The sequence below is a fragment of the Streptomyces sp. NPDC002809 genome (genome assembly GCF_040295435.1).
Taxonomy (GTDB): Bacteria; Actinomycetota; Actinomycetes; order Streptomycetales; family Streptomycetaceae; genus Streptomyces.
Genome location: NZ_JBEOVJ010000093.1, coordinates 1 through 24,137 on the forward strand (window position 1 = coordinate 1; position 24,137 = coordinate 24,137).

The window sequence follows — 24,137 nt, forward strand, 5'->3', positions numbered from 1 at the left end:
CTCGCCCGCCGCGCTGGCAGTCTCTGCCCCACCGCCGCGGGGCGGTTCCCAGCTGGGGGCGCGGGGGGCCCCCGCGGCTGCGCGGGGCCCCCCCGCCGCTGGATGGCGGATGTCTCGTCCCTGACGCGTCAGGCGGCGGTGCCCAGCTCCTCCCGGAGGCCGCGCGCGGTACGTGGCAGGGTCAGCACCGCCACGAAGCCGAGGACCGCGACGGCCGCGAAGAAGTAGAACCCCCACGGATGGCCGATCCCGGACGCGACCAGGGCGCCGGTGATCGACGGGCCGACGATCGAGCCGATGCGGCCGATGCCCGACGCGGAACCGAGCGCGGTGCTCCGGATGTCCGCCGGGTAGAAGTTCGTCACGTAGGCGTAGACCAGGACCTGGGCCGAGAAGACGAACACCCCGGTGAAGAAGATGACGACGTTGAGCAGGAGGTCGCTGTCCATCTTGACGCTCAGGCACGCCGGCATGAGCACGGCCGCGCCGAACCAGCCGAGAGTGGTGCCCTTGATCCCCCGGCGGTCGGCGACGAGTCCGCCGACGATCAGACCGGCCACACCGCCGACATTGAGCACGAGGAGCTGGGTGACGGCCGCGGGGACGGGGTAGCCGGCATCGTTCATTGGCTGGTCAACAAGGCTTGCCTTTCGGCGTCCTTCCCCCGCCCGTCGTCGCGCCCTCTCACGTCATCGGCGCCGCCACTCCTCGGCAAGCAGTTCGTAGGAGCGCACCCGGTCGGCATGGCCATGGGTGATGGTGGTGATCAGCAACTCGTCCGCGCCCGTGGCCTCCTGGAGGCGTTCGAGGTCGTCGGCGACGCGTCCGGGCGAGCCCACGAACTGGGTGTCGACGCGGTCGGCGACGAGCGTGCGGTCCGCGTCGCTCCACGGGCGGGCGCGGGCCTGCTCCGGGGTGGGGTACTCGATGGCGCCCTCCGCCGTCCGGATGCTGCGGACCCAGGGGCCGTACCCCGTGGCCAGTTCCCGTGCGGCCGCGTCGTCCTCGGCGACGACGACGTCGGCCGAGACGCTGACGTACGGCTTCTCCAGCTCCTCGGACGGCCGGAACGCGGCGCGGTAGCCCTCGGCCGCCTCCAGTACGGTCGCCGGACTGACGTGGTAGTTCGCGGCGAAGCGCAGTCCGTTGCGACCCGCGGCCTCCGCGCTCTGTCCGCCGCTGCTGCCCAGGATCCACACCTGCACGTCGGCGTCCTCACCGGGGACTGCGTGCGCCTCGATGCCGTCGGCGGAACGGTACGTCCCGCGCAGGAGCGCGAGGATGTCGTCGATCTGCTCGCCGTAGTCCTGCGCCCGCGCACCGGGCTGGTGCAGCAGCTGCTGCTGTAGCGCGATCCGCGGTGAGCCCAGCAGGTGTTCGAAGGAGAACCGGGCCGGGATCCGCAGTCCGTTCGGGGTGCGTCCGTCGACCACCGGGATCGTGGTCGGTGCGGGCCCGCCCTTGCGTTCCGGAGGACGTCCGCCCGATCGGCCCAGGCCCAGGTCGAGCCGCCCGGGATGGAGCGCGTCGATGAGGCCGAACTCCTCGACGGTGGACAGGGCGGTGCGGTGGCCCAGTTGCACGGCCCCGGAGCCGATCCTGATCGTGGAGGTCGCCGAGGCGGTCAGGGCGAGCACGACGGCGGGTGAGGTGCCGGCGACGCCGGGGTTGAGGTGGTGCTCGGCGAACCAGTAGCGGGCGTAGCCGGCCCCTTCGGTCCGGCGGGCCAGGTCGATGGTGTTGCGCAGCGCGTCGGCGGCGGTGGAACCGGACGGAATCGGTATGAGGTCGAGGACCCCGAGAGGGATGCGGGACATGGCCGGAACACTCCTCAGTGGCTCGTCGGGACGAGCGCGGATGCCTGCACCGGAGCGGGCCGGGCAAGGACCGGGGCCCAAGCGAACGGCGGGTCGGGGATGTCATGTCGCAGCACCGGGGCAACGTCGGACTGGAAGAGTTCGAGCGAGTCCCGGTGCTGGGCGTCGGTGAGGCCGCCGGCCTCCGCTTGCAGGTGCAGGACGGTGTGTCCGAACTGCTCGTGGTAGCGGTGCACCTTCTCGATGACCTGCTGAGGGCTGCCGATCAGTGCCGAGCTGCGCTCGACGAAGTCCTCCAGGGTGGGGAACACCGGATCGACGCCCAGCTTCTTCTGGAACGCGAGATTGCCCTCGAACACCGGCCGGTAGGCGGCGACGGCCTCCTGCGAGGTCCGGGCCGTGTGAAACCCGGCCGTCCCCGCGCCGACCACCGCCTGTGCCGGGTCGTGGCCGTAGTGCTCCCAGCGCTCCCGGTAGTTGCGGATGAGTTCGGCGTACGGTTCGATCGCGTGGGTGACGTTCGCCGAGAAGAGCGGGTCGCCGTAGCGTGCGGCAAGGTCGACCGACTTCCGGCTCGTGGCGCTGCCGTGCCACACCCGGACGGGTCGCTGGAACGGTCTGGGCCACACCTCGGCCTCGGTCAGCTCCGGGCGGAAGCGTGGTGTGGCTGTCACCTTGTCCCGACGCCAGAGCCGTCGGAACAGCTCGTAGCTCTCGGCGTTGCGGTCCCACTGCTCCACGGGCGCGACGCGGAACAGCTCGCGCTGTGCCGTCCCGTTTCCCTTGCCGATGATGAGGTCGAGGCGTCCCCCGGACAGATGGTCGAGCGTGGCGTAGTCCTCGTACGCGCGCACCGGGTCGAGCAGGCTGAGGGTGGTGACGGCGGTGAAGAGGCGGATGCGGGAGGTGTGCGCGGCGATATGGCTGAGCACGACGGGCGGCGAGGAGGAGATGAAGGGCCGCTCGTGCCGTTCGCCGACGCCGAAGCCGTCGAAGCCGAGCTCCTCGGCCAGCAGCGCGTTGTCGATCACCTCACGGAAGCGTTCGGTGGTCGGCTTGAGGACGCCGGTCACCGGGTCCGGGGCGTGGATGATGAGGGTGATGGCCAGGAACTTCATGACGCCGCCCGTTCGGCCGCTGCCGCGTCGGGGCGGTCCAGGCCGAGGTGGTCGCGCAGGGTCGTGCCCTCGTACTCCGTACGGAACACACCACGCTCCTGGAGGAGCGGGACCACGGTGTCGGCGAAGACGTCCAGACCGCCGGGGGTGATGTGCGGGACGAGGATGAATCCGTCGGCGGCGTCGGCCTGGACGAAGTCGTTGATGGTCCCGGCGACGGTGGCCGCCGAGCCGACGAAGGCCTGGCGGTTCCCGGTCTCGATGACCAGGTCGCGGATCGACCAGTTCTTCGCGGCCGCGAGCTCCCGCCACTCCTGTGCGACGGCCAGCGGGTCGCGGTACATGCGTACCTGGGCGCGGCCGCGGGCGATGGTGTGCTCGCCGAGGTCCGGATCGATGTCGGGGAGCGGCCCTTCGGGGTCGTACGAGGAGAGGTCCCGGTTCCAGACGAACTCGAGGTGCTTGATCGCGGTGGCGCCGCTGACCTGCTGCCGGCGTACGTCGCGGGCCAGTTCCTGTGCCTCGGCGTCCGTGTCACCGAGGACGAAGGTCGCGGCGGGCAGGATCAGCAACTGGTCATGGGTGCGGCCGTGGCGGGCGAGGCGGCCCTTGACGTCCGCGTAGAACGCCTGGCCCTCCTTGAGGGTGCTGTAGCGGCTGAAGATCGCGTCGGCGCCCTCCGCCGCGAACTCGCGTCCTTCGTCGGAGTCGCCGGCCTGGAAGATCACCGGGCGGCCCTGCGGGCTGCGCGGCACGTTGAACTGTCCCTCGATGTCGAAGTGCTGCCCTTTGTGCACGAAGGCTCCGGCCCGGGCGTCGCGGAGGAACGTGCCGGTCCGCTGATCGGCGACGATCTCGTCACCGCGCCATGAGTCGAACAGTTCGTTGGCCGTGGCGAGGAACTCCTTGGCACGGGAGTACCGCTTCTCCTGCGGGAGGAATCCGCCGCGTCGGAAGTTCTCGCCGGTGAAGGCGTCCCAGGAGGTGACGACGTTCCACGCCGCGCGCCCGTCCGAGAGGTGATCGAGGCTGGCGAACTGGCGGGCCACCTCATAGGGCTCGTTGAACGTGGAGTTGATCGTGCCGGTGAGACCGAGGCGTTCGGTGACAGCGGCCAGTGCGGACAGCACGGTGAAGGTGTCGGGGCGTCCCACGACATCCAAGTCGTATATTTTTCCGCCCTGTTCGCGAAGCCTGAGCCCCTCGGCGAGGAAGAGGAAGTCGAACTTGGCGCGTTCGGCGGTGCGGGCGAAGTGCGCGAACGAGCTGAACTCGACGTGACTGCCGGCCTCGGGGTCGCTCCACACGGTGGTGTTGTTGACGCCCGGGAAGTGGGCGGCGAGGTGAATCTGCTTGAGCGGCTTGCCGGTGCTGGTGCCGGCGCCGTTGCTGGTGCTCATGTCGGTGGTCCTTCCGGCTCAGACGGTGGCGTAGCGGTTGGCGGGGCGGGCGAGTCCGAGCAGCCCGCGCAGGGTGTCGGCCTCGTACACGCTCCGGAAGGCACCGCGGCGCTGCAGTTCTGGAACGAGTCCGCGGGTGATCGCCGGGAGGTCGTGGCCGATCACGGCGGGCCGCAGCCGGAAGCCGGAGAGCCCGGCCTGCTGCCAGTCCAGGAGCAGGTCCGCCAGTTGGGCGGGCGTGCCGGTGAACACCTTCGCGTCACTGCTGTACGGGTGTCCGGCGAGGCCGTCGAGACGGTCGCGGCGGGCCGCCGCGGCTGCCGGGTCGTCGTCGAGGAAGACCACGAGGTCCCCGAAGATGTGCAGGGGTTCCGCCGCCCGTCCCGCCACCGCCTGTTCGGCGCGGATCTCTTCGATGATGGTGCGGGCCTGACCGGTGTCGTGCGGGGTGACGTACCCGATGTCCGTGGAACGGGCCACCAGTCGGAAGGGAACGCTCCGGTGCGCCAGGGCGCTGACAATCGGCTGCCCCTGCGGGGGCCGGGGTGTGATCGAGGGGCCCCTGACGCTGAAGTTCCGGCCCTCGAAGTCGGTGTAGTGCAGCTTGTCCCGGTCGATGAACCGGCCTGTGGCGTCGTCCCGGATCTCCGCGCCGTCCTCCCAGCTGTCCCACAGGCGGCGTACCGCCTCGACGTGGTCGCCGGCCTCCTCGAAGAGTTCGGCGACCAGCGCGCGGACGGGCGGGGTGTCCAGGTCCTCGACACGGAATCGCGGGAACGTACGGCGGCCGAAGTGGGCGGCTTCGTGGCTCCGGGCCGACACCTGGACGCGCAGACCGGCGCGGCCGGTGCTCACGTAGTCGAGGGTGGCGATCGCCTTGGAGATGTGGAACGGCTCCGTGTGTGTGGCGATCACGGTGGGGACCAGGCCGATGTGCCGGGTCAACGGGGCCACACGGGCGGCGATGAGCACCGCGTCGAGGCGCCCGCGCTCCTGGTCGGTGCGGCCGTCGGGCTCCGTGAACCGCGAGGACTGGAGCCCGAGCGCGTCCTCGATCGTCACGAAGTCGATCAGGCCGCGTTCGGCCTCCTGGACGGTGTCGGTCCAGTACGCGGCGGTGAGCAGTTCCCCGGGGCGGGCCTCCGGCTCGCGCCATGCGGCGGGGTGCCAGCCCGCACCGTTGAGCGCGACGGCGAGGTGGAGGGGCGAGGCGGGCAGGGCGGGGTGCGGCAATGACGATGCGGACACGAAAGGGTGCCTTCCTGATCGACCGTGGGTGATCGCCGGGCCTCGTCGGGAGGTTCGGCGTCGCGGGAACGGGTCAGGAACAACAGAGCGCGCCGGCCACGCGCTGGAGGTCGATGTGCGGCCGTGAATAGAGGTGGACGCGGCGGCGCGGGGCGAGCACCCTGACGAGCGGGCAGGACACCGGTGGCATGACCGTCGCCTCCGCTCTTCCGGCCGGGCGGGCCCGGGGGCCTCGCGCTTGCGGAACCCGGACGGGCCCCGCCTGGTCGTCACCTGGAGCACCCCGCCGCGCAGGAGGGTTGCCGGTCAGCAAGCCAGGGCTTGACGCTGACACTCGTGACCTGCCCGGAACGCTACGCGCGCAGGCAGCGCCACGCAATGCCCTGCAGATCATGGCCATGCTCACATCGGTCACGCTCGCACCACCATGCCCCGGAACAGCGCGGCCGCTCCGTCTGTTCCCTCCAACAGGCGCCCTGCAACAGGCGGTCACCTGCGAAAACCGGGCACGACGCCCTCATGGAGCGGGCGTAGACCGGTTCATTGCCGCTGCGTGAACTTCTGCGCGCTTGCCCGGAAAGCCGTACCGTGCACGTCCGCGGCCTCCGTCGCCCGGCGCAGCCCGTCGCCACCCTGCGCGACCTGGGACGCGGCCGCCTCATCCGGTGTTCGGCGGATGCCAGGCCCCGCATACCCGGCCCCGTGGTTCACGGGGTGGTGCGTACGCATCGGGCATTCCCGGCAACCATCGGCGGAGTCAGGTGAGTTGATGTGTCACCCGACAGCCCTTCATGGGCTCCGTCGTCGTCGGGACGGTGATCCCGCGTGACGGAATCGGTCGGACGGTCGCGACCGCGGTCAGCCGGCAGGACCTGCCCCTCGTGCGGGGCCTGGTGCTGCTGATCAAGCGCGTCCTGCGGCCTTCTGGCTCCTGCGGGAGACGGAGTCGACGACCACTGCCGCCAGCAGGACGGATCCCGTGATCATGAACTGGATCGCGTTGCTCACGCCCATGATGTTCATCCCGGACTGGATGGACCCGATCACCAGGGCGCCGAGCAGGGCCGACCAGACCGAACCGCGTCCGCCGAACAGGCTCGTGCCGCCGATGACGGCTGCGGCGATGACGTTCATCAGGAGGTTGCCGCCGCCCGAGGTCTGGCTCGCGGACTGGATCTGCCCGGCGAGGAACAGACCTCCGACCGCCGCCATCGTGCCGGCGATCGAGAAGACCGACATCCGGACGAACGGCACACTGATGCCGGCCCGTCGTGCACCCTCCGAGTTGCCGCCGACGGCGAAGACCTTCCGGCCGTACGTGGTGCGGCGGAGCACGAAGTCCAGTACCACCAGCACGATCAGGAAGATCAGGAGAGCCAGCGGGAGGCCCTGGTACCGGTTGAGGATGTACGCGGTGACGAAGGCGATCGCCGCGATGACGATCGTGCGCAGCACGATCTCGGCGACCGGCCGGGACGGCACCCGGGCCGCTCTGCGGCGTGCGGCGTCCAGGAGGGAGGCGGCCAGGAAGAGTCCGACCCCGACGGCCGCGGCCACGTAGGCGGCGGCCGGGCTGTGGTAGATCGTCGAGTAGATCTCGGCGACGATGCTGTCGGCGGGGATGTTGACCGTGCCGCTCGAACCGAGCACCTGGAGCATCAGCCCGTTCCAGGCGAGGTTGCCCGCCAGAGTGACGACGAACGCGGGCACGCCGACCTTCGCGAAGAAGAAGCCCTGGATGAGACCGGCGGCGGCTCCGCCCAGAACCGCGACGAGGAGCGCCAGCCACTCGTTCATGCCGTTCAGGACATTGAGTACGGCGAAGATCGCGGCACACAGACCGCTGACGGACCCGACGGACAGGTCGATCTCGCCGAGGAGCAGCACGAAGACGATGCCGACGGCGATCATGCCGGTGCCGACGATCTGCTGACTGAGGTCGGAGAGGTTCTGGGCCGAGAGGAACGTGCTGTTCAGGCTGCCGAACACCGTCCAGATGATGATCACGGCGATGACGACGGGAAGGGAACCCAGCTCCCCGCTGCGCATCTTGCGCCAGAACTCCCCTGCGTACCCCCGGATACCCTCCTCGCGGACGAGCAGACGGGTGTCGACAGCGGGCATGGCGTCGTGCGCGGGTTGCTGAAAGTCGTCGCGGGCGGGTTGCTGGGAGTCGTCGCGGGCGGGTTGCTGGGAGTCGTCGCGGGCGGGTTGCTGGGAGTCGTCGTGTGCGGGTTGCTGGGAGTCGTCGTGTGCGGGATCCCGGGTCATCGCTCCTCCTCCCGCTTACGGGCCTGGCGCCGGGTGACCGCACTGTCGGAGGCCCCGGTGATGGCGGAGATGATCTCCTCGGTGGTGGTGGAGCGCCGGTCGAAGAAGCCGTTGTTGCGGCCGAGGCGCATCACGGCGATCCGGTCCGCGACCGCCATCACGTCCACCATGTTGTGGCTGACCAGGATGGTCCCGAGGCCGCGGTCGCGGAGCCGTTCGACCAGGTCCAGGACCTCGGCCGTCTGCTCCACGCCCAGGGCCGCGGTCGGCTCGTCCAGGATGACGACCTTCGGATCGCCGATCAGCGACCGGGCTATCGCCACCGTCTGACGCTGTCCGCCGGAGAGCGAGGCGACGGGGATGCGGACGCTCGGGATGCGGATGGACAGCGTGTCGAGCAGTTCGCGTGAGCGCTGGTCCATGCGGACCTCGTCGAGCACGCCGAAGCGGCGCAGTTCGCGGCCGAGGAAGAGATTGCCGACCACGTCGAGGTTGTCGCACAGGGCCAGGTCCTGGTAGACGGTCGCGATGCCGAGGTTCTGGGCGTCGTGCGGGCGGCCGATTCCGACCTTGCGGCCCTGCCATTCGATGACGCCCTCGTCGGGCGGGTTGACTCCCGCGATGGCCTTGACCGCGGTCGACTTGCCGGCGCCGTTGTCGCCGACGAGCGCGACCACCTCGCCGGGACGGACCTCGAGGTCGAAGTGCGACAACGCCTGGACGGCGCCGAAGCGTTTGGAGATCCCCCGCAGAGTGAGCACTGGTTCTTGCGGCAAAGGAACCGCCTCCTCCGCTGCCCGTCCGTGCGGGCCGACGGTCTCGTCCCCCGCCGGACGAACGCGCGGTGGCGTTCGTCCGGAGTCCTGGACACAGAGCTACTGGAGACCGGTCTTCTCACAGGCGTCGGAGTAGTTCGGGGTGCAGATCTCCTCGACGGAGTACAGGCCGTCCTTGACGACGGTGTCCTTGATGTTGTCCTTGTCGACCACGACAGGTGTCAGCAGCTTGGCCGGGACCTTCTCACCACTGCCACTGGTGACGGTGGTCGGCGTGAGGGACTCGGGGATGTCCTTGCCCTGGGCGAGGGCGACCGCCATCGCTGCCGCGGTGTCCGCCTCCGGCTTGTACGGCTTCTCGACGGTGATGGTCTGCGTACCCGCGAGGATCCGCTGGATCGCGTCGAGCTGGGCGTCCTGGCCGGTCAGGGGCACGTTGATGCCTGCCGCCTTGAGCGCGGTGGCGATGCCGGCGGCCAGACCGTCGTTCGCCGAGTACACGCCGACGATCTTGTCCTTGCCGAGTGCGCTGATGGCGCCGGCCATCTGCTGGTTGGCGTTGTTCGGGTCCCAGTTCGGAGTGTCGTACTCCTTGCCGATCTTCACCTTGCCGTCGAGGACGGAGTGGGCGCCGGCCTTGAACTCGGCGGCGTTCGGGTCGGTCGGCGAACCGTTGTGCATGACGATCTCACCGCTGTCGGCCTTGTCGCCCAGCGCGTCGAGCAGCGCCTTGCCCTGCAACTCGCCGACCTTGCGGTTGTCGTACGAGACGTAGGCGTCGACGGGGCCCTGTGCGAGCCGGTCGTAGGCCACGACCTTCACGCCCGCGTCCCGTGCCTTCTGTACGGAGGACTGGATCGACTTGGCGTCGACGGCGTCCAGGATGAGCACCTGGTCGCCCTTGGCGAGGGCGGTGTTCACCTGCTGCTGCTGGGTGGTGGCGCTTTCGGCGGCGTTGTAGTAGTCGATCTGGGCGCCGGGGGCCAGTTCCTTGATCTTGTCCTCGATGTATGGCCGGTCGAACTTCTCGTACCGGGTGGTCTTGCTCTCCGGCAACAGCAGGCCGATCTTGACCTCGTCGGCCTGCCGGCCCGCTCCCGGCTGCGCCGCACCGCTGGTCCCCACCACACCCAGTGACAGGGCTGCCGCTCCGGCCAGGGCTATCGCGCTCCGCAGTGTGCTGGTCATGGGAGGCTCCTTCTCGTACGGCGCCGTCCCTCCACCGGGAGAGCGCGGAAACGAAAACACACTTTTGGCCTACATATCGACATTAGCGGCAACCTCTGGACCGGCAAGCGGATGAGGTGACGGGCCCGTCGGGCCCTGCCAGGGGGTTGCCGACGGGCCTGTCGGGCCCTGCCGGGGGGCGAGGCTGCGAGCCCGGCGAGCCCTGCCAGGGGGTGGCAGGGGGCCGGTGGGGCAGCCTGGGCCTCCACTGGGCAGTGAAGGCCCGGCGGGTCAGTCGGCCAGGCCGGCGGCGAGGGTCGCGCCCAGCTCCCAGCACGCCTCGATGTCGGCCTTGGCGGGTTCTCCCGTGACCGTCACGGCGTCGGTCGCACGGCGCCATCCCAGGCCCGTCGTGATCGACTCGATGGCCCGCACGGCCCCGGTCACATCGTTCCCGCCGTGCACGTAGTACCCGAAGGGACGGCCACGCGTCGCGTCCAGGCAGGGGTAGTAGACCTGGTCGAAGAAGTGCTTGAGGGCCCCGGACATGTAGCCGAGGTTCGCCGGTGTTCCGAGCAGAATGCCGTCGGCGGCGAGCACGTCGGAGGCCGTCGCGGCAAGCGCCGCGCGCCGCTCGACCCGGACCCCCTCGATCTCGTCGGTCGTCGCACCGGAGACGACGGATTCGAACAGCGCCTGGCAGTTGGGCGAGGGCGTGTGATGGACGATCAGGAGAGTGGCCACACCCCGGAACCCTGCCGCGCCCGCCGCGCGGTCGCAAGCTGAAGGCTGTCACGTAGTCCCTGGCGGGCGCACGACGACAGCTACGGCGCCTCGCCGCGTTGTCGGAACGCCCGAACACATCCAGTACGCGGACGCCCCTCCGCCTTGCGATGCACCGCATCCGACGCCGCCCGCCGATCCACCACGGATCACGGATCACGGACAGCCCTCAGGCGCGCCTCTCGCGTCCCGGTCGCCGCGGCACCGGCCGGGCCGGGCCCTCCTGACACCCCGCGCGGCCGCGGACGGCGGACTCGCCTCACTTCCGGGCGGGTTCCTGCGCCGGATGCGTCCGGTCATGACCGGCGTCGAGCTCTTCCGTACGGCTGCGCAGCCAGGACGTCAGCCGACGAAGCCGCTCGTCCTGCTCGGGCGGACGGCGGCTGAGGAGGTGGTAGGCGGTGCCGTCGGGGACGAAACCGAAGGGGGCGACGAGTTGTCCCCGCTCCAGGTCGTCACGGACGACCGCGTACGGGGCGATCGCGACCCCGACGCCGGCCGACGCGGCCTGGACGGTCAGGTAGAAGTGCTCCAGCGTCTGCTGCGCAGCCGGCTCCGCAGCGATGCCGGTGATGCCGGTGACGCGCTTCCAGTCGTCCCAGGCCTGCGGCCTCGTCCCGGAGTGCAGAAGCGTGACCTCCGCCTTGCCGGGGGCCGTGAGCCGTGGCGCGAGGTCGGGCCGGCAGACCGGCCCGATCCGCTCGGCGAACAGGTGGGTCCGGTCCGCCCCCACGGGAAAGGGGAAATCGTCCCGCCGGACAGCGAGGTCGATGTTGTCCCGTTCGAAGGAGACGGGGCCACCGCCCGCGGACAGGTGCACGGTGACGTCGGGCACCCGGGCCGCCAGATCGGGCAGCCGGGGAATGAGCCACCGCATCAGGAGTGTGGGCTCGCACGACAGGGTGAGCGGTCCCGTGGGGGCGCGTCGGAGGTCTGCCGGGCGGCGGCATCGATCTGGTCCAGGGCATCCCTGACCACCGCGGCCAGTTGGCGCGCTTCCGGGGTGGGCCGCAGACTGCGGGCCCCGCGCTCGAACAGCGACACCCCGAGGGACCGCTCGAGTTTCTGCACCTGCCTGCTCACCGCGCCGTGCGTCACGTGCAGCTCCCGCGCCGCCGCGGTCATACTCGCGTGCCGGACGGTCGCCTCGAAGGGCAGGAGGGTGTGCGGCGGAGGAAGTGAGGACCATCGCATCGGTGAACTTTACTCACGCCTGGTGTGAGACCGAATCGTTTGTCCTGCGTCCTTGATGTCGTCGACTATTGATTCATTCACACATGAACGTTCGACGGAGAGGTGCGGCATGACATCCGGCAAGGACGTCCGGCAGGGCATCGGCATCCTCGCGGACGACCTCACCAGCGCCGGGGACGGGGCAGCCCCGTTCCGCAGGACCGGTCACGGGGCACGGATCCTGCTGTCCTGCCCCGCGACGGAGCTCCCGCCCGTCACGGGTGTGACCGCGGTCGACCTCGGGACCCGGCTGCTGGACCAGGAAGCCGCAGCCGCACGTACGGGCGTGGCCGCCCGTCGGTTCGCCGGCTCCGCGCTCCTGTTCAAGACGGTGGACTCGACCCTGCGCGGGCATGTCGTGGCGGAGGTCCGGGCCGCGTGGGCGGGATCGCGGCGGCGGGCCGTCGTCGTCGCGCCCGCCTTCCCCGCCGAGGGCAGGGTGACGGTCGAAGGCGTCCAGCACGTGCGGGGTGTGCCGGTCCACGAGAGCGACTTCGCCCGCGACCCCGTTCATCCGGTGCGGTGTTCGGACCTGACGACGTTGTTCCCGGATGCTGTCCCGGTCGGGCCGGACCGGGCGGCCGAACTCCCCGGCCCGATCGGCCGTGGCGCTCTGATCGTCTGCTCCGCCGCGACGGACGGCGACCTCGACCGCCTGGTCGCAGCGGTCCCGCACCTCGACGACGTGCTGTGGGTCGGCTCCCCGGGGCTGGCGGCCGCGCTTGCCCGGCGGTGCGCGCGCGGCGACGGACCGGTTGACTCCGCGCTCGCACCGGCCCGCCGGCCGCTTGTCGTCGTCGGCAGCGCCAACCCCGCGACCCGGCGGCAGCTGGCCGCGCTCCGCGTCCGGTCGGACGTCCAGGGGATCACCGTCGGCGACGACCCCGCCGCGGCGGTACAAGCGATACGCGCACTGGCCGCTCCCGTCCTCACGGTGCAGACACCCGATGAACGTCACGCACCGCACACCGCGCAGGTGTTCGCCCGTTCCCTGGCCGCAGTAGTACGGACACTGACCGAGGAGCGTCTGGTCGACGCACTCGTCGTCACCGGCGGAGAGACGGCCGCCACCGTGCTCCGGGCCCTCGGCATCGACGGGATCGACCTGTTCGACGAGCCCGAGCCCGGCGTCGCCCGCGGTACCCCGCTCGGCCCGCTCGCCCTTCCCGTCCTGATCAAGGCGGGCGGCTTCGGCGACGACGGGATGCTCCTGCGGCTGTGTCATCTGGTCCGGCAACCCGCCGGCCGGCCCTCCCGCGACCGAGGAGACCACGCATGACGCCGATCGCCCTCACCATGGGCGACCCCTGCGGCATCGGCCCGGAGATCGTTCTCAAGGCGTGTGCCGACCCGCGCCGGTGACCCCGGCCGCATCGCCGACGACTGCCGGAGCGCGGAGGCCGCGGGCTGCTCCGGCGTCAACCTGCTCGCGTACCGCGCCATCGACGCCGACCCCCTCGACCTGGTCCGGGCCGCCCGCGCGGCGACCTCGGGCCGTCTGGTCGTCGCCGGTTCCCATCACCGGCACCGACCAGATCCGGGACCTCGCGGTGGCCGGTGCGGATGCCTTCACGATCGGCTCCGCCGCCTTCGACGGCTCGCTGAGGCCCGACGCCGGAGCCCTCGCGTCCCAACTGGCGACGGTGGTCGACACGACCGGCGCGCTCGGCGTCTCCCGCTGAGGCACCGGCCCCGGCCGACGGGGCTCGAACCGGGGTCCCCAGCCATCGGGCGGACGCCGTGGCGTCAGGACCGGTGGCCGAAGAACTCGACCTCCGCGACCGCCACCCGGCGGCCCTTGCCGGTGCCGTACGCGGACTCGACCATGAGCCGGACACCGACCGTGTCCGATCCCCGTACGTCGAACGTCTGCTGGCCCGGCTGATCCGCCAGCCGGACGGTCCGGCTGCTCTCCTTGCCGTTCTTCGAGGTCAGGACCACGGTGATCCGCGCAGGCCGGGCCTGTGTGAGGAATTCGTCCTTCCGCGCCGAGGTCCCGGAGAACACCACCATCTTCAGCAGCCGGACCGGTTGGGTGAACGAGCATTCCAGGTACTCGTCCACGCCGTCACCGCTCTCCCGCGGGGCCCAGTACCGGTTGTTGAACCCGTCGAAGGCCGCGGCCGCCGGATGTCCCGACGCCGCGCTGGAACTCCGGGACGCGGACGGCACAACCGCCTCCGGGGCCCCCGTCTCCTCCTTGGCGAAGCCGAGCAGGCCGGACAGGTGCGGCAGCGCGAACCAGATCCCGACCGCCAGCAGAAGCAGCACGACCGGCAGCGCGAACCTCGGTCTGCGCCGTCCGCGTCGTGGCCTCGTTCCGGCGGCGTGGGTCCTCCCGGTCCGCCGGCGAAGCAGCCGCCGCCACCACGGCGGGCGGAGGCCGGGGGGCGGCCCCGGATCGAGGAGCAGGGCGCACCGGATACAGAGTGTGCGCTCCGGCGCGTTCTCCGCACGGCAGTTGGGGCACACCACGGGAACGCCCGCCACCGGTCCCGGCGGGGCGGGGGTGCCGGGTTCCGGGCCGGGCCCCCATGCCTCGGGCCCGGGGGCGGGACCGTCCGGAGCGTCTCCGGGGCGCCGGGGAGCCGCCGCCGGCTGGGCAGGGGCAGCCGTCGCCGGTCGTGGAGGGGGAGCCGGCACGGAGGGCGGCGCGGAGGACTGCGCGGTGAGCGGTACGGAGGGCGGCGCGGTGGGCATGCGTACGGGACCGGGCGCCGGAACCGCGGGCGGCGCGATGGGCAGAACGGGCTCCCTGTCGGAGGCCGGGGCCACGGGACCTGGCCGACCGGCCACCCGCGGCCCCGGTTCGGCCCCGCCCGCCCCATCCGGCTCCCATGCCAGGAACGCCTCGCACGACGCGCAGAACTCCCGCCCCGGCGCGTTCCGGTGACCACACGTCTCGCAGATCACTGCGCACCGCCCTCCGAGTCCCCGGCCGGAGGCAGGATCTCCAGCGTGTACCCCACATGGGCCGGGACCTCGGTCCCGATGAGCTCCTCCAGCCGCACCCGGTCGATCGCGCGCCCCGCCCGTTCCCGGACCCGGATCGTCACCGCGGGGCGTGCCCGGCCCGGGAGCGCGGTCTGCGACACGGTCGACCAGGCCGTTCCGCCGCTCTCGGTGATCTCCGGCTCCGCGCCCGTCTCCAGCCGCACCGCGTCGGCCAGCCCGCCCGCCGTGCCGCGCCGGGCATGCCGCGCGACCGCCCCCCGTACCGTCTCGCGGCGCCGCTCGACGGGGCTGTCCTCGTGCGGCTCCACCGCGACCCACTGGGCCAGCCAGTCCAGGAAGTCCTCCGGGGCACTCCGGGGGTCCAGGTGGGCGGGCAGGTTGTCGATGGCGAGCAGCACAGGGGCGAGCACGTCGTCGAGCGCGGCGAGGAAGCGGCGGAGGAAGTCCTGCTCCAGGTAGACGGCGGGCAGTTGGTCGATCAGGGGGTGCGGGGTCGGGAGGCCCGGTACGCCGGTACGCATCGTCCTAGGCTCCTCTCACCCGGAGCTGGTGCTCGTAGCTGAAGACCAGCGCGTGCCGGTCGAGCGGGATCTTGGCCGTGGCGTCGGTGCGTTCGCCGGTGACCGGATCGGCGCGGTAGAGCCGTACGTCCTCCACAAGGTCCACCCCCGCAACCCGCTGGAGCACGGCGAACGCCTCGCCCGACTGGACCGGCCGCCCGAAGGGCCAGCCCTGCCCGCCCGGTCCGCCGGACAGCGCGTTGAAGTACCCGTACAGCGCGGCGAGCGCCGCCTCCCGTACGCGCTCCACGACCGCCCCGCGCTCCGCCTGCACCGAGGCGACGACGGTGACGCCCTGGTAGAAGGGCGGCTCGACCACGAGCCGGGCCCCGATCGGGCGGCGGGCCTCCAGGTGACCGGCGATGAGGCGCAGCGTGTGCGCGGGAGGGATGAGTTCGTCGAACTCGATCCTGCCCTGCTCGTCGCTGCGGCCGGCCGGAACGACGAGCAGCCGCACCCCGTGGGCGGAACCGTCGTTGCCGTCCGCGCTCCCGTCCTCGGACTCACCGGCCCGGATGCAGTGCACGCGTGCCGCGTCCGGGGCGATGTCGCGAGCGAGGAGTTCGTAGTCGTGCGGAACGACGGCACGGTGCAGGGTGCGCAGTGTCATCGGTCCGCGCACCCTGGCGCTGTCGACGCTTTCGCCGTCGACGCCGCCGAGGGCCGGCCGGCGGTTCTCCACCCGTGCCACGTAAGGGATCGCGCTGCGCAGGACCTTCAGTGTCGACCTGGCGACATTGCCGCGCAGCCCACCGCCCGTACGGTAGGAACGCACCCGGACGGTGGCGCCCTTCGCGGGGACCGCGCCGTAGTGGCGCACGGAGCCGTCCCGTTCCCGTACGGCCGGACCGAACTCGACCCGGCCGGAGTTCGGGTCGAGGGTGATGTGGTGGTCGTCGGGCCCGGAGTGCGCGAAGTCGTCGACCCTGGTCCACCGGGTGTACTCCGGTTCCGGGCCGCTCGCGGGGTCGGCCACCTCGACCACGAAGTCGCCCGGCACCACGGGCGGGCGGGCCAGTGCGAACGCCTGGCCGGGCACGCCCTCCGCCGCGCCGAGCACCTCGTCGGCGACGGTCTCGGCATGCTCGGCGGCCACCGTCGCGCCGATGGTGAAGGCGGTGATCCGGCGGAGGACCGGCGGTGCCAGGTAGGTCGGCCGACCGGGCTCCGCCTCGATCAGCCGGCACCGCAGCCAGCCCCCGGTACGCCGCACGACGGCCGCCGGGGTGTGCGTCCTCGGCAGGTGGAGAATCAGCTCGCCGGAGCGGTTGAAGCCTCCGGTGTCGTCCTTCTCCACCTCGCAGACCGTCCACGCGGTGCCGTCCCAGGCCTCCCAGACCAGCGGCGGCCGCAGCGGATCGACGCCGACGCCCTCGACCTTGCACTCGAGTCGCAGGACGACGACTCCGGCTGGCACCGCGGCCGACAGGCCGACGTAGAGGCAGTCGCCGGGCGCCGGGGTCGCCCCGAAACACGTCACGTCCCGGCCGATGGCCAGCTCCTCCGTACGGTCCGCCGCCTCCCCCGACACCGGCCAGGTGGCGAGATGGGCGAAGGCGCAGGGGGGAATGGTCAGTTGCTCGGCGGTCGTGAAGACGACGGCTTCCTCCGTCTCCGTGCGCACGGTGGCGACTTCCGTCCCGGCCCGCACCACGACCGGGTCGGGCCGGGGGGCGGAGAGCCGGAACGTCACGTCGGTGCGGGCGGCCGTGGGCGGGTGCAGCCGGACCCCGATCAGGTCGAGGAAGGTGAGGTAGCTCTTCTCCGGCACCCGGTTCACGCGGTAGACGAGCTGGTCGACCATGGTGGCGAACGCCTCGATGAGGGTGACGCCCGGGTCCGACACATTGTGGTCGGTCCACTCGGGGCAGCGCTGCTGGACCCGGCGTTTGGCCTCGTCCACCAGGCCCTGGAAGCGGCGGTCGTCGAGATGGGGACTGGGCAGCGTCACGCGCCTGCCTCCTCGTCGTCGTGGCTCGTCTCCTGCGGGTGCTGCGGGATCACGTAGAACGGGAAGACGAGGTTGCGGGGGTCGTTGGAGCCGCGCACCGAGTAGCCGATGTCGATGTAGAGGACCCCGTTGTCGGCCTCGTCGAACCGCACGGTGACCTCGGCGACCTCGATCCGCGGCTCCCAGCGCTCCAGCGCCAGCCGCACCTCGTACGCGAGTTGTCCCGCCGTCCCCGCGTCGGCGGGGGCGAACACGTAGTCGTTGACGGCGCAGCCGAACTCGGGCCGCATCGGCCGCTCGCCGGGGGATGTCGCCAGGATCAGCCGGATCGACTCCTCCAGCTCCCGCTCGCCGCGCACCAGCGCGATGGACCCGGTGGCGTCGGTGCGGGGCGGGAACGCCCAGCCGGCGCCGATGAACTGCTGTCCCATCCCGGCTCAGCCTCCGATCAGTACGGTGGGGCACCCCGACACGATCGGCGACCCGCAGCCGCTCAGGTCGCCCACGCGGGCGGCGGGGCTGCCGCCGATCCGCACGGTGGAGCTGCCCGGCGGTGCGATCGTGGACGGCGGGTGGGCCGCGGGCGACGCGCACTGGTGGGAGGTGCCCACCGTGGCGGCGGGCTTCCCGGCTATCAGGACCGCCGGCACTCCCGGCGGACCGACCGTGCCGGGGTGTCCGGTGGGGTCGGTGACCCGTGCGGCTGCTGCTGGCGGCATGCGGTGTACTCCTGTTCCCCTGGTTGCGGCAGGTCAGTTGAGCGTGATCATCGGCGCGTTGACGGCCACCGACCCCCCGCTCCTGACGTCCGTGCGCTGGGTGCCGTCGACCGTGACCTGGGCGCCTTTGACCTCCACCGCGCCGCCGGTGGCGAGCGCGACCTTGCCGTTCCCGCCGTCGAGCGCGACCCCGCTGCGGGACGTCACCGTGACGCTGTCGCCGCGGAGCTCCAGCGCGCCGCCTCCGGCGTCCAGCGCAACCCCCTTGGCCGCCTTGACGGAGACCTGTTCCCTGGCCTCGATCGTCACGCTGCCGTCGCTGTTGATGACGACGGCCGTGCCCCGACGGTCCAGGTCGATCGTGAGCTTCCCGTCGCCGGTGCGGAGCCTGACTCCCTGCGGGCCGTTCGCCGCGTCCAGCAGTTCGAGCTGGTTTCCGCTCTTGGACGCGAACGCGCGACGGTTCACCGCGCCGGTGGTGGGGTCGACGAGATCTCCGCCTTCACCGGGCGTTCCCCCGGGGGCCGGGGCACCGCCGCCACCTCCCCCACCGGGACGGTCCTGCCCGTTGTACAGCCCGGCCAGCACGTAGGGCCGGTCCAGGTGCCCGTGCTCGAAGCCGACCAGCACCTCGTCCCCGACCTCCGGGATGAAGGCCTCGCCGCCGCCCGTCCCGCCGGACTGCGCCGTGCGCGCCCAGTCGCTCGCGTACTCGTCCGACAGCCAGGGGAAGCGCACCTTCACCCGGCCCGACCCCTCCGGATCCTGGGTGTCCGTCACCGTCCCGTTGACCAGCCCGGCACACCGCCCCCCTCCCCCGGCCGCGCCCGCCGGCCCCGGCCCGCCGCCTCCGGTGAGCCCGAACAGCGAGCGTTCCTGCTGCCCCGAGACGGTGATCCAGGTCTCGTAGCCGCGTACGGCGTCGAAGACGTGCCGCGAGGAGGTGACGGTGTACCGGCCCTCGAACGGTGCGCCCACCGCGTTCAGTGCCACCGCGCTGCCGGCCCTGACCTCGGGGTTTCCCCGGATCACCGCATCCAGCTCCGCGAACGACCCGGCGATCCGCTCCGCCAGCGCCTTCGCCGCCCGGTCCACCTCTGCCTGCGCCCCGTACGCGGCGTCCGTCACCACGAACCGTGCCTCGCCGAAGGGGGCGGACACCTCGGCCGCCGTCACTCCGAGTTCCAGCGTCGACGACGTGCCGGCCGGGGCCCTGCCCACCACGGGCTGCTTCGCCCCGACGTCCCAGCCTCGTACTTCCACCTCGGACACCTGCTCGGCGGCCGAGACACCGGCGCGGCAGCGCAGCAGGTTGTCGCCCAGTTCGAGGACGAGGGGGTTGCGGCCGGCGCGCGCGGATCCGTCCGGCGCCCCGCTCGCCTCGGCGGGGCGGGTGACGTGCAGCTGCCCGTCGCGCACGTACGCCTGCGCACCGGCCTCCTCGGCGAGCCCGCGCACGAACTCCCAGTCGGTGACGTTGGGCTGGGCCATGTGCTCGATCACCGGGCCCGCGACGTCCACCGTTCCCGGCTTCAGTCCGGCGCGCTGGGCGACCTGACCGCAGATGTCGGCGAGCGTCATGTTCTGGTAGCTGGCGACCCGCCGCCCCCGCAGCAGCCGGTGGGACTCGTCGAGGCCTCGTACGACGGTGAAAGTGCCGGTCTCGTCGAGTTCCACCTCAAGTGCCGTGACCACTCCTTCGAGCAGTGGCTTCGGTGCCGTGTCGCCGCCCGCACGGGCCAGCAGCCGGGCCTCGCTGCCGATCCTCAGACCGGTCTGTTCCAGCAGGACACGGTCGGGGTCCCGGAACCGCAGCAGAAACAGGTCGGGGAGCGTACGGCTGTCGTCGACGTATCCCTCGACCAGGGTGTTGACGAACTTCGCGGGGAGCGGTGTGCCGTTGAACTCCACCACGAGCGCGGTGGTGACGCCCTGTTGGGTCATCGTCCCTGCCCCCGGTCCGTGTCGTTGCCGACGAGTCTGGTCAGCTCGTCGAGGGCGGGCAGCAGTAGTTGTGTCCCCGGTGCGAGCCGCAGCGGGTCGTCGATGCGGTTCGCCTCGGCGATCACCCGCCAGGCGCCGGCGTCCCCGTACTCCCGGTGGGCGAGCGAGGGCAGCGAGTCCCCGGAGGCCACCCGGTGCACACGCCGGGCCGCCAGCGCGCCCGATGTCGGGTTCTGGCCGGGGGTCTCGCCGCTGATCTCCTCCATCGTGACCTGGCATACGGCCCTGATCGGCACCCCTGAGGTGGTGAACAGGGTGTATTTCGCGGCGACCTGGCTCACATAGCCGGGGAACCCGGTGAGTCCGCCCCAGTGGAACACCACCCACGGGGGCGACGACCGCTGCTGCTGCCGGGTCTCGCTCGTCGGTACACAGCAGGCGAACAGCTGCTCCACCGAGGTCACCACCCGGGTGTCCTGGGTGTCACTGGCGTCGAAGAACATCTCGACGGTGAGCTTGCTGGGCTGCGATCCCTGGTACTCCGGAGGCCCGGAGCTCTTCGCCCCCTTGGCCGGCGTTCGCTTCCAGGAGGCGGCCTTGGTCAGGCTCAGCTCCTTGGGGTTGAACTGGAAGTCGATCCGCCCGCACGGGCCGCCGGGCGTGAGCCCTCCCCCGGTGGGCGGCGTCCGCAGCTCCAGGTAGGCGTGCTCCAGCTTGGGCCTGGCCGAGCCGCCCTTCGCGGCGGACGCCACTCCGGACGTACCTGCGGCACTGAAGGCGATGGGTCCCGCGCCGCTCACGCCGCTCAGCCCTCCATCACGTAGCCGTGGTGGGCGATCTCGATCGTCTCCATCGCGACCTTGGGCGATTCGGGAGTGAACGAGGGCCCGGTCCAGCGGACGGGCACGACCTCCAGCAGCCCCCACTGGGCCACCTTCCGCCCGTCCCCGGTCCGCGCCTCGATGTGCGCCGTCTTGCGGCTGAATCCGGTCGTCATCGTGGCGAACCAGCGCGCCACCTTTTCCGTCTCCCGGGTGAGGGGGCGGGACAGTTTCACATTGGAGTACTTCAGCCGGGTCGGCAGCTGCCAGAGATGCCCGTTGTTGCCGCCCTCCTCCCGGGTCTCCAGGACCACTTCGCAGCCCAGCCCGTCACAGGTGTTGAACGACCCGAGTTCGATGTCGTCGATCGTCACGACGAAGCAGACGCTGACGGCGGGGTCGTCGTCCGGGGCGGTGGCCATGGCACATGCCTCTCGATCGGTGACTCGGTGATTCGCGTGACTCGGTGACGCAGTGACCCGTTGACTCGGAATCTCGGTGACTCAGAACTCAATGACTCGGTGACTCGGTGAAGGGCGCTGATCGTCAGTGGCGGGTGTTGATGTGGAAACCGGCGCGTTCGCGTTCGAGCCGGAGATCAGCCTTGAGGAGTCGGCTGAGCGGCCCGTAGAGCGCCCGGACCAGCTCGTCCGTCACGCGAGGCGCGCCCTGTCCCGCGGGTGACCCTGCACGGGCCGCCGCGTCGGCTCCGGGCGAGGCATCCGGACCCACATCCACCTCGGTGCCGGATGGCGACTCCGGTTCCGTCTCCGTTACGGGCGGAGGCTCGGGTTCCGGCAGCGGTGGCGGTTCCTCGGCGATCTCCGCGTCCCGCTGGACGACCGGCCGTGACGTGCCGCGCAGGGGGGCGGCCCCGAAGACGACGCTCCCGTCGGCCATGCGCTGGGCCACCCCGGCCGCGACTGCGACGGAACCGGCGGTCGGATAGGCGGCGGCCCGGCTGCCGGCACGGGAAGCCACCGATGCGGGTACGGGCGAAGCCCCGCCCGTCTGCCGCTGTACGGGTGGCACCTCACGCTGCAGGAGTGCCGCCGGCGGACCGGAAGGCGCCCCCGGACCCGGGACGGTCCACCGTACGGGCACGGCGGATGGCGGGCCGGAGGGCGTTGCCGTCGGCTGCACCCCGCCGCCCTCGGAGGAGCGCTGAACGACCGCCGCCCCGGCCGCGGGGCCGGGGTCGCCCGGGTCGGTGGCGGACCGCAGGGAAAGCGGCCGCTCTCCGAGCAGGGGTGCGGTCGGGCCGACGGTGGGCGACGGTACGGGCGCGGGCCCGCCCGGAGCGGGCGCGGAGCGCTGGACGGGAACAGTGGAGCCCTGGGGCGCGGCGGCCACGCCCTCCCCGCCCGCCTCAACCCCGGGCACCGCACCGGCCAAGGGGGCGTCACCGAGCAGCGGGGCGACGGGCCCAGCCGCCCCGGTCCCGTCGGAAGACGCCTGCACCTCCGGGGCCGTGGGCGTTCCGCCGCCCGCCTCGGCGAAGGGTTCGTCCGACGACTCCGCCGAGGCGGACTCGGTCTGAACCACCGGAGGCCGGGGCGCGGGTGGCTGGGCGTCCGGCGCCCGATCGGCCTGTCGCTGAGCGGTCGGTGGCAGACCGGGCAGCGGCGCCCCGAGTCCGGGCGTGCGTCGAAGTGGCTGCGCCGAGGGGGAGGCAACGGTGCGCTGAACCGCCGTGGGACCCGCGCCCGGACTCCGACCCCGACCCGGACCCCGCCCTGGCGATGTCTCCGCACCGGAATCCGTACTCGCGTCCGGCCCCGCTCCGGTCTTCCCGGGCGTCCCCGTTCGCTGCACAAGTGGCTGCTCGCCGACCAACTGCCGTACGGGCAGATCGGCTTCGGCCGAAGTACCCGCGGCGGACGTCAGAGCCGCAGCGCTCCCCCCGAAAGCGCGCTGGACGGCCATCGGGGCGGGCCCGCTCCGCAGGCGCAGCGGCATCTCGACAGCCCGCTGAACGGCGGGAGCAGGGCTCCCCGGAGCCGCGAGGGCAACTCCGTGCACCAGCCCGGCCGGCGCGTCCGGGCTGACCAGATGCCCCAGGGGCGTACCGAGTGCCGTCTCCTGCCGCGTGGTCAGCGCCGCCTGGAAGCCTCCGGGGTCGATCACTAGGTCCTGCCCGGTCACGGACCGCTGCACAGGTGCCAGGCGGCTCACGTCGACACGGCCCTCCCGGTCCGGCCGCGAAGCGTGCGCAGCGCCGGGGGCCGGGTCACCACCGGTGGAACGACCGCCGCGCAGCCAGGACATCAGCCCCATGACTTCTCCCGCCCTCCCTGCGCTCCTCGCTAATGCCCGTTGAGGCGAGCGATCTGTGCGACGAACTTCAGTCGTTCCGGATGTTCCAGGTCCAGCAGGTCGTCGAGCGGCCAGTGGAAGTGGTAGGCGAGGTACGCGACCTCCTCGTAGAGCAGGTCGGCCGCGTACGTCACGATTCCCCCAGGCGACCGCCGGCGAGATCCACCGCGAACTCCTCCTTGCAGGACGGACACGAGACGGCGGCGCGGGTGTGCCCCTCCGCGTTGATCCGTCGGTAGAAGTCCTGGAGGAATGCCAGGTCGGACGCGAAGAGATCCTCGATGACACCCGGGTGAATGTCCTCGACCGTGCCGATCCGGGTCACGACCCGGGAGATCAGGACGACCGACAGGTACGCGGAGTTCTCCCGCACCCGGTCGTCGCGCAAGGGCACGAGTTCGTCGCGGGCGGTGGCCAGCCGCATCACGCCGGAGCGGTGGACGGTGCCCGATTCGTCGACGTACCCGCGGGGCAGGTCGAAGGCGAACTCCGTACGCAGCGGCTCGCGCCGCCCGGCGCCCTCCCGCTCCGCCGACTCCCCCTGAGGAGTCTGGAACTGGACCGTGCGCCGCATCAGTCGAGCTCCATGCTCTCGTACGTGATCGACAGTTTCTCCGTGAGGACCGAGGTGTCACCGGCTTTGAGGGTGCCGATCTCCAGGGACTTCGGCCAGGCGTTGATCAGCTTGTACCGCTTGATGGGCAGGCCCTCGTAGTCGTAGACGATGACCGCTCCGTTGCGCCGGGCGCTCATCATGCGGCCGAACCGGGAGTCCTTGATCCAGCGTTCGAAGCTGTTGTCCTCCGTGAGGCCGCGCGTGACGGTGACCTCACCGGCCTTGGGCCGGCCGGGCAGCTTCTTGATGGCGTACTTGCCGTCGGCGGTGTTCTGCTTCAGCTCGATGACGTCCTGCTCCATCTTCAGACCGCTGACCTCGGTGATCTGCTTGATGATGACGCTGTCGAACTCCAGGCCGAAGGAATGCCCGACGGAACTGTCAAGATCGGGAAGCGGCACAACAGGCTCCTTACGCCAGGTTCGAGGACGGACCGGTCACT

At 71.6% G+C, this 24,137-nt stretch carries 25 protein-coding genes, 1 pseudogene and 1 riboswitch; of the genes and pseudogenes, 2 read left to right on the top strand and 24 right to left on the bottom strand.

From position 1 onward, the window contains the following. Positions 1-128 precede the first annotated feature (128 nt). The 12 genes and pseudogenes from ABT025_RS33975 to ABT025_RS34030 form a co-directional block, all read right to left on the bottom strand. A pseudogene (locus ABT025_RS33975) lies at positions 129-626 on the bottom strand (MFS transporter); the annotation flags it as partial. 63 nt (positions 627-689) lie between these two features. Next, positions 690-1,817: an LLM class flavin-dependent oxidoreductase gene (locus ABT025_RS33980; protein WP_351002510.1), complete on the bottom strand. Its 1,128-nt coding sequence runs from the start codon at positions 1,815-1,817 to the stop codon at positions 690-692. A gap of 14 nt (positions 1,818-1,831) precedes the next feature. Further along, the gene (locus ABT025_RS33985) at positions 1,832-2,935 is read right to left on the bottom strand and encodes an LLM class flavin-dependent oxidoreductase (protein ID WP_351002511.1); all 1,104 of its coding nucleotides are present in this window, start codon (positions 2,933-2,935) and stop codon (positions 1,832-1,834) included. Next, positions 2,932-4,335 (bottom strand): NtaA/DmoA family FMN-dependent monooxygenase, encoded by a 1,404-nt coding sequence (locus ABT025_RS33990; protein ID WP_351002512.1) that lies wholly within the window; start codon positions 4,333-4,335, stop codon positions 2,932-2,934. The genes ABT025_RS33985 and ABT025_RS33990 overlap by 4 nt, the downstream gene beginning before the upstream one ends. Positions 4,336-4,353: 18 nt before the next feature. Continuing rightward, complete coding sequence (locus ABT025_RS33995; protein ID WP_351002513.1) at positions 4,354-5,583, bottom strand: LLM class flavin-dependent oxidoreductase; 1,230 nt, start codon at positions 5,581-5,583, stop codon at positions 4,354-4,356. Between the two features lie 73 nt (positions 5,584-5,656). Continuing rightward, positions 5,657-5,773 (bottom strand): putative leader peptide, encoded by a 117-nt coding sequence (locus ABT025_RS34000; RefSeq protein ID WP_351002514.1) that lies wholly within the window; start codon positions 5,771-5,773, stop codon positions 5,657-5,659. Between the two features lie 39 nt (positions 5,774-5,812). Further along, positions 5,813-5,925: riboswitch (SAM riboswitch) on the bottom strand. Between the two features lie 561 nt (positions 5,926-6,486). Beyond that, a complete protein-coding gene (locus ABT025_RS34005) occupies positions 6,487-7,707 on the bottom strand; it encodes a sugar ABC transporter permease (protein WP_351002536.1) in 1,221 nt (406 codons plus the stop codon). 143 nt (positions 7,708-7,850) lie between these two features. Next, positions 7,851-8,630: an ATP-binding cassette domain-containing protein gene (locus tag ABT025_RS34010; protein WP_351002515.1), complete on the bottom strand. Its 780-nt coding sequence runs from the start codon at positions 8,628-8,630 to the stop codon at positions 7,851-7,853. A gap of 99 nt (positions 8,631-8,729) precedes the next feature. Beyond that, positions 8,730-9,818 (bottom strand): sugar ABC transporter substrate-binding protein, encoded by a 1,089-nt coding sequence (locus ABT025_RS34015; RefSeq protein ID WP_351002516.1) that lies wholly within the window; start codon positions 9,816-9,818, stop codon positions 8,730-8,732. Between the two features lie 270 nt (positions 9,819-10,088). Then, a complete protein-coding gene (locus tag ABT025_RS34020) occupies positions 10,089-10,541 on the bottom strand; it encodes a flavodoxin family protein (protein ID WP_351002517.1) in 453 nt (150 codons plus the stop codon). 298 nt (positions 10,542-10,839) lie between these two features. Next, entirely contained in the window at positions 10,840-11,457 is a 618-nt protein-coding gene (locus ABT025_RS34025; protein WP_351002518.1) for a LysR substrate-binding domain-containing protein, read from the bottom strand. Beyond that, positions 11,457-11,774 (bottom strand): LysR family transcriptional regulator, encoded by a 318-nt coding sequence (locus ABT025_RS34030; protein WP_351002519.1) that lies wholly within the window; start codon positions 11,772-11,774, stop codon positions 11,457-11,459. Before ABT025_RS34030 ends, ABT025_RS34025 begins: the two co-directional genes overlap by 1 nt. Positions 11,775-11,883: 109 nt before the next feature. Here ABT025_RS34030 and ABT025_RS34035 point away from each other — a divergent pair, with 109 nt between their 5' ends. Further along, positions 11,884-13,092 (top strand): four-carbon acid sugar kinase family protein, encoded by a 1,209-nt coding sequence (locus ABT025_RS34035; protein WP_351002520.1) that lies wholly within the window; start codon positions 11,884-11,886, stop codon positions 13,090-13,092. A gap of 271 nt (positions 13,093-13,363) precedes the next feature. Further along, entirely contained in the window at positions 13,364-13,495 is a 132-nt protein-coding gene (locus ABT025_RS34040; protein WP_351002521.1) for a hypothetical protein, read from the top strand. Between the two features lie 64 nt (positions 13,496-13,559). Here the strand turns inward: ABT025_RS34040 and ABT025_RS34045 are convergent, their stop codons facing one another. The 12 genes from ABT025_RS34045 to ABT025_RS34100 all read right to left on the bottom strand — a co-directional run bounded on the left by ABT025_RS34045 (position 13,560) and on the right by ABT025_RS34100 (position 24,096). Beyond that, entirely contained in the window at positions 13,560-14,084 is a 525-nt protein-coding gene (locus tag ABT025_RS34045) for an NADase-type glycan-binding domain-containing protein (RefSeq protein WP_351002522.1), read from the bottom strand. A 638-nt stretch (positions 14,085-14,722) separates the two neighbouring features. Next, entirely contained in the window at positions 14,723-15,289 is a 567-nt protein-coding gene (locus ABT025_RS34050; protein ID WP_351002523.1) for a phage tail protein, read from the bottom strand. Positions 15,290-15,293: 4 nt separating this feature from the next. Beyond that, positions 15,294-17,279 carry a putative baseplate assembly protein gene (locus ABT025_RS34055; protein WP_351002524.1) on the bottom strand — a complete coding sequence of 662 codons (1,986 nt, stop codon included), beginning with the start codon at positions 17,277-17,279 and terminating at the stop codon, positions 15,294-15,296. After that, positions 17,276-17,710: a GPW/gp25 family protein gene (locus ABT025_RS34060; protein ID WP_351002525.1), complete on the bottom strand. Its 435-nt coding sequence runs from the start codon at positions 17,708-17,710 to the stop codon at positions 17,276-17,278. Before ABT025_RS34060 ends, ABT025_RS34055 begins: the two co-directional genes overlap by 4 nt. A gap of 6 nt (positions 17,711-17,716) precedes the next feature. Beyond that, complete coding sequence (locus tag ABT025_RS34065) at positions 17,717-17,998, bottom strand: PAAR domain-containing protein (RefSeq protein ID WP_351002526.1); 282 nt, start codon at positions 17,996-17,998, stop codon at positions 17,717-17,719. A 33-nt stretch (positions 17,999-18,031) separates the two neighbouring features. Then, positions 18,032-19,942, bottom strand: a complete 1,911-nt coding sequence (locus tag ABT025_RS34070) for a VgrG-related protein (RefSeq protein WP_351002527.1) — start codon at positions 19,940-19,942, stop codon at positions 18,032-18,034. Then, complete coding sequence (locus ABT025_RS34075) at positions 19,939-20,742, bottom strand: CIS tube protein (protein WP_351002528.1); 804 nt, start codon at positions 20,740-20,742, stop codon at positions 19,939-19,941. Before ABT025_RS34075 ends, ABT025_RS34070 begins: the two co-directional genes overlap by 4 nt. Positions 20,743-20,747: 5 nt before the next feature. Beyond that, positions 20,748-21,185: a phage tail protein gene (locus tag ABT025_RS34080; RefSeq protein WP_351002529.1), complete on the bottom strand. Its 438-nt coding sequence runs from the start codon at positions 21,183-21,185 to the stop codon at positions 20,748-20,750. Positions 21,186-21,309: 124 nt separating this feature from the next. Beyond that, positions 21,310-22,308, bottom strand: coding sequence for a hypothetical protein (locus ABT025_RS34085; RefSeq protein WP_351002530.1), 999 nt, complete (start codon positions 22,306-22,308; stop codon positions 21,310-21,312). A gap of 761 nt (positions 22,309-23,069) precedes the next feature. Then, positions 23,070-23,213 carry a DUF6760 family protein gene (locus ABT025_RS34090; protein WP_351002531.1) on the bottom strand — a complete coding sequence of 48 codons (144 nt, stop codon included), beginning with the start codon at positions 23,211-23,213 and terminating at the stop codon, positions 23,070-23,072. After that, positions 23,210-23,653, bottom strand: a complete 444-nt coding sequence (locus ABT025_RS34095) for a hypothetical protein (RefSeq protein WP_351002532.1) — start codon at positions 23,651-23,653, stop codon at positions 23,210-23,212. Before ABT025_RS34095 ends, ABT025_RS34090 begins: the two co-directional genes overlap by 4 nt. Next, the gene (locus ABT025_RS34100) at positions 23,653-24,096 is read right to left on the bottom strand and encodes a phage tail protein (protein ID WP_148016754.1); all 444 of its coding nucleotides are present in this window, start codon (positions 24,094-24,096) and stop codon (positions 23,653-23,655) included. The genes ABT025_RS34095 and ABT025_RS34100 overlap by 1 nt, the downstream gene beginning before the upstream one ends. Between the last annotated feature and the right edge of the window lie 41 nt (positions 24,097-24,137).